Genomic DNA, 5,477 nt, shown 5'->3' on the forward strand with positions numbered 1-5,477 from the left:
ATACACTAGCGTTATTAGGCGATTATGCAACGCCTGCTTCTATTATGCGTACCCAAGGGTTAATGGACTTTTTAACGCAAACACCGCAAGTTACTTTAATCGCTAAAGAGGTTGCCAATTGGTCTGAACAAGAAGGGTTTACAAAAACCTTGGCGTATATGCAGCAAGCCCCTGAAATTAACATTATTTGGTGTGCGAATGACGCCATTGCTTTTGGCGCAAAAAGGGCATTAAAACAGCTAAACATGCAATCTCAGGTTATTGTGGGCGGTATTAACTGGGAGGTTCCACCTAATAATGGTTCAGAGCTTGATGTATCTATAGGAGGTCATGTTTTGTTAGGTGCTTATGCTCTGGTTAATCTGTTCGACAACCATACTCAACCAAAGCATAGCCCTTTGCTTCATCGTACAGCTGATATTTTTGACCCACTTACTGATGAAAATACTCCCTTATATACGGCGATAAATACAACAGGCCTAGCAGAAATAAACTTTATACAGTTTAGTAAAACACGCGCTGACTGGCATAAATTCACCATAGAAAATCTACTTTTAGCGCTTGAGCAATAGCACTGTAAAGCCCCTTTACAGTGCGGTTACTTTATTTAAAACTCTGAATGTATATTGTTTGCATTATTTATGCCTTATTAGATAGCCAAAGCGTTTGATAGGGTGCTAACTGCATGGTTTGTAGCGCGTCATCGAGTGTTGTTTTAGAAATTAGCTCAACCCATTGCTGGGTATTTATTAAGTTTAAGTCGGCTAAGGTTAAGCTTTGTGGCTGACTGCTAATATTATAAACACAAAAAATACTTTGTTGGCGGTCTATACTTTGTCGCCAAAAACCAAATAACCCCTCTCCTAAGTGCAAAGTAAATTGTGTAGCATTAGGATGGAATGCAGCTTGCCTTTTACGCACTGATAATAACTGTTTTATTCCCTTGAACACCTGGTGATGGTGGCTGTATTTTTCTTCAATAGCCGCTAATAATTTTGACTCTTGCCAGCGATGACGATTAATTGCGCGATTGTGCTGCGAATTTTCAAAGCGCTCATAGTCATTAGTTGTGCCAAGTAAACTATGTATGTATAGCCCCGGTATTCCTTCCATTGCAAACATAATGGCATGGGCACACAAAAAACGCTCAAGGCCATATTTATCTGCGCCATTATGCGTACCTTGTAAGGCATCAAACAAAGCAATATTTAGCTCATAGGGGGTATGTGTACCATCGTGACTGGTGCGCATTGAAACACGACCCCCAAATTGCATGGTCGTACTTACTAACGAAGCAACTTCACTCGGTTGTAATAAGCCTTCAATTGGCCTCAAACCAATGCCATCATGAGAGGCTATAAAATTAAAATATGCGGTACCGTTTTGCGCTGGCGGCATGCTCATCATCCAGTGCTTAAGCGCGGTACTATCACCACTAAGTAAAGTGTGCAATAACAACGGCGGCAAAGCAAAGTTATAAATTGCATGGGCTTCGTTGGCATTACCAAAGTAAGATAGATTTTCTTGATTAGGAATATTGGTTTCGGTAATAATCACTACACTGGGCTCAGCATGCTCAATCAGCGTTCGCAGTAAACGCACCACTTCATGGGTTTGTGGCAAGTTTATACAACTGGTATTAAGTTGTTTCCATAAAAAGGCTACAGCATCAAGGCGAAATAGGCGAATACCGTTATCTAAATAATGGCGAATAATGCCAACAAACTCTTTTAAAACCTCAGGGTTTTCAAAATTAAAATCCACCTGATCATGACTAAATGTACACCATACATGCTTATCACCGCTTGCTGTGGCGACCGTATGTAATAATGGCGAAGTTCGTGGGCGCACTACTTGGCTTAAATCGTCAGTTAAACTGGCTGTTTTAAAATAGTCTTTCCCTGGGTGTGTATCGGTTAAAAAGTTTTCAAACCAAAGGCTTCGGCTAGAACAATGATTAATCACTAAATCAGCCATTAACTTTACATCGTTGGCAATCGCGTTAATATCTTGCCAATCGCCCAGCGCTTCATTAACTTGCGCATAGTTCATTACCGCAAACCCTTCATCTGAGCTGTACGGATAAAAAGGTAAAATATGCAGTGCATTAAGCTGGTGATCGCACTGCTCTTTTATAAAGCGATGCAAGGTTTTTAAGGGCGCCTCTAGGGGAGTTCCAACTGCTAACTCACTGTCTTCATGATTTATAATAGAATCGCCATAGGCAATTAAAATAATATCTTGTTCATCCCAGCGATTAGTGTGCGGCGTAGGATCGCGAAGTGGGTTATTACTCAATATCAAGGTGATTAATTCTTCAGCCAACTCAGCTACCGGCATAGGTAACTCAACCCCTTGATAAATAGTATGTAAATGTTGTTCGACTCGTTGAAAAAACTGTTCCCTAACTATGTTCACAGGCGCCTCGTTTAAGTATACCAATTTAACTGTATTGTTCGTTATCAAGCTCAACGGCTTCTTTTAATCGATCTAGTACATCGGGCATCGCCGAAGCTACACGGTTCCAACTCGGCACAAATGGCGCTTCCATTGGGTTTTCTAAAAAGTGTTGGCCAGCATTCATAATATTTTGCGCAAACATTTCTACCGCTTTTTCTTCTTGGTGAATATCAAGTGTTAAACCGTTCATTAACGCATCATTATGATAAGTTTCAATAAAGTCTAAACCAATGCGGTAATATGTCGCTTTTAATGAGCGAATGGTTTCGCTGGTAAAGGTAACCCCCTGAGTCGCTAGCTTTCTAAATAACGCTTTGGTTATATCAATCGACATTTTAGAAAGGCCAGCAGTTTGGTCATCCAGCGATAATTCTTGGTGTTTATGATCGTAGTTATCGGCAATATCAACTTGGCATAAGCGGTTATGGGAGTAATTACGGTACATCTCGCTTAATACGCCAATTTCTAATCCCCAGTCACTAGGAATACGAATATCGTTTAATACATCGCGTCTAAACGAAAATTCACCGGCTAATGGGTAACGAAACGAGTCCATATACTCAAGGTAGTCTCTGCTGCCTAATATGGTTTTAAACGAGCGTAATAACGGAGTAACCAGTAAACGCGATACTCGACCATTTATTTTTCCATTGGCAGTACGCGGGTAAAAGCCTTTACAAAATTCATAGTTAAATCGAGGATGTGCAACGGGATAAATTAATCGCGCTAATAAGCCTCGGTCATAAGTTAAAATATCGCAATCATGTAGTGCTATTGACTCAACCTCCGCGGTAGCGAGTTTATAGCCCATGCAATACCACACATTACGGCCTTTACCGAGCTCGCGTGGCGCCACACCTAAAGCTTGAAGCTCTTTATCGAGCGCCTGCAAACGTGGGCCATCGTTCCACAACACTTTATGGTTTTGATCAAGCGATTTAAAAAAGTTCAATGCATAGCGATACTGGCTTTCGTCGGCTCTGTCTAAGCCTATAGTTATTTGCGATAAATACGGTACTTGTTGCAGCTCTTTAACAATATTTTGTAAAGCAGGGCCTTCTAACTCACTAAATAATGAAGGCAATATAAGCCCCATTGGTCGCTGTTTACTAAAGCCAAGTAACTCTTTTTCTAAATCGTCTACGGGTCTATTGGCAATGTTATGTAGTGTTGTAATAATGCCATTTTGATAAAAATCAGCCATGTAAACTATACTCCTCAGAACTGGGTAAAATACTGTTAATACAAGGTAGTGCTGTAATTTCTTCAACCCAGCCTAGCGGTGCCGGCAATTGAGAATAGCGCGCTTTGTTATAGGTTAATTTAACTGGCTTTTTACTCTCTGGATTGGTAATGATGATGGCGATATCAGCCTCTTCTAGCATCTGCTTATCGTTTTCACTATCCCCTAGCGCAATAATGCTCAGCGCTTTAGTAAACTGCGTATTAAACTGCTGCACTAACCATTGCTGAGCCATGCTTTTATCGGTATTTTTTCCAATGTGAACAAAGCGCCCGCCTACTTTAACCTCGTAGCCATATACTGATATCGCATTGATAAATTCATTTAGTTGCTGCTCATCGCCATGCCAGTAGAGCGGATCTGAGTATTGACGGGTTTGTGCTTGCGTTGCTTGTAGCTGGTTTAATCCTGTCATTTTCATTACCTGCTCACTGGTCAGCTCACTAAACAAACTATATTGGTCGCCGTAGTCTTTTTTTAAGCGTTTTAAATCAGTCCATAAATTGCTAATGGGTGCAGCAAACGAGTAACACCAGTAGCCTTGGTATTCGCTGCAGCCAATTGGCCTGAGATTAAAATAATTTTTAGGAATATAAACAGCCGAGCCATTTTCAACAATGAAAGGCTGTGTAATATTAAGCGCTTGTTGCAGTGCCACTACTTCACTAAATGTTTTGCTGGTATTAAATACCACAGGTACACCGCTGTATTGCAGCTCTTGTAATAAGGTATCTACCGCATCGGTGTTGTAATCTCTGTGATTGAGTAATGTGCCATCTAAATCGGTAAAAATGATAGGTTGTACAATACTATCGCTTGTAAGCACCATCGCAGTTACATCTCGATTACTATCGAGCTCTATAAGTGCATTTGCTTTAGCACTAAGGGTGTTGAGGTTTTCACGCGTGATGCGTTCAAAATGAGAAATAAACCACAATAACTGCTCATCAGTCATAGTGCCTGCGCCCTGCCCTTGTTTGGCAATTAACTTGTGTTCTTGCTCTTGTCGCCACGCAAACACATCATCAAAACTCGGGGCTTTGAGCATAATTGTATAATCGATTTTATCAAAAACGGTTTTATATTCATTGGCTAAACAGCTGTTAATACAGCGACGCCATAACCCTTGTTGATCGTATGATTTTTCTAGCTCGTTAATAGGCTCTACTAGCGTAAAAGGCTGCTGTGGTTCACTGGCTACACACCACCCTTCTAAAATAACAACATCGACCGGCTGACTATTAGTTAACCATTTATTTTTTGCTACGGGTTCATCTTGTTGCTTATCAAAACGCGGCAGCGGTACATTTACTTCAGTATTTAATAAACGGCTAATGGTGTTATCCATCAGCGCAACATCATGTGTACCCGGAACGCCTCGGGTGGCGAATAAACAATGCACATCTTGCGCTAACTGTTGGCGTTGTTGAGTTGATAAATAAAAGTCATCAATAGAAAGCGCAACACAGTTTAGGTGGGTATTTTGGCTAAACCAAGTCACTAAATAGTCGCCAAGCGTGGTTTTTCCTGAGCCTTGGCAGCCATTAATCGCGACAAATAAAGGGGCTGTTTTTTTACTAGTTAGAATGTCCTGTGCAATAGCAGAAAAATACTGCTCGCTAATATACTGATATTTCAACGGCAGTTGGTGTTTTACTAAAAAAGCATTTATATCCACACTCTTGGTCTCCATATAACAATCCCTGAGTCAACTATAGGGTATGACTAAGGAAATGCAGTTACTAGACCAATATTATTTATTGTTACTTTTTAG

General features: G+C 40.6%; 4 protein-coding genes. 1 reads left to right on the plus strand and 3 read right to left on the minus strand.

Features of this window, described 5'->3' with window-relative positions; all coding sequences use genetic code 11:
* A partial coding sequence (locus P20439_RS12025) for a substrate-binding domain-containing protein (RefSeq protein ID WP_036933858.1) occupies positions 1-572 on the plus strand: 572 nt, incomplete at its 5' end.
* Between the two features lie 67 nt (positions 573-639).
* On the opposite strand, the gene P20439_RS12030 is transcribed toward P20439_RS12025, so the two are convergent.
* From P20439_RS12030 to P20439_RS12040, 3 genes are read right to left on the minus strand one after another with little or no spacing between them, the layout of a single operon-like run.
* The gene (locus P20439_RS12030; RefSeq protein WP_008467165.1) at positions 640-2,418 is read right to left on the minus strand and encodes an alpha-amylase family glycosyl hydrolase; all 1,779 of its coding nucleotides are present in this window, start codon (positions 2,416-2,418) and stop codon (positions 640-642) included.
* 25 nt (positions 2,419-2,443) lie between these two features.
* Positions 2,444-3,664: a hypothetical protein gene (locus tag P20439_RS12035; protein ID WP_008115311.1), complete on the minus strand. Its 1,221-nt coding sequence runs from the start codon at positions 3,662-3,664 to the stop codon at positions 2,444-2,446.
* Positions 3,657-5,396, minus strand: coding sequence for an HAD-IIB family hydrolase (locus P20439_RS12040; protein WP_036933862.1), 1,740 nt, complete (start codon positions 5,394-5,396; stop codon positions 3,657-3,659). Before P20439_RS12040 ends, P20439_RS12035 begins: the two co-directional genes overlap by 8 nt.
* Positions 5,397-5,477 lie beyond the last annotated feature (81 nt).

The sequence above is a fragment of the Pseudoalteromonas sp. BSi20439 genome (assembly GCF_000241165.1).
Classification (GTDB): Bacteria; Pseudomonadota; Gammaproteobacteria; order Enterobacterales; family Alteromonadaceae; genus Pseudoalteromonas.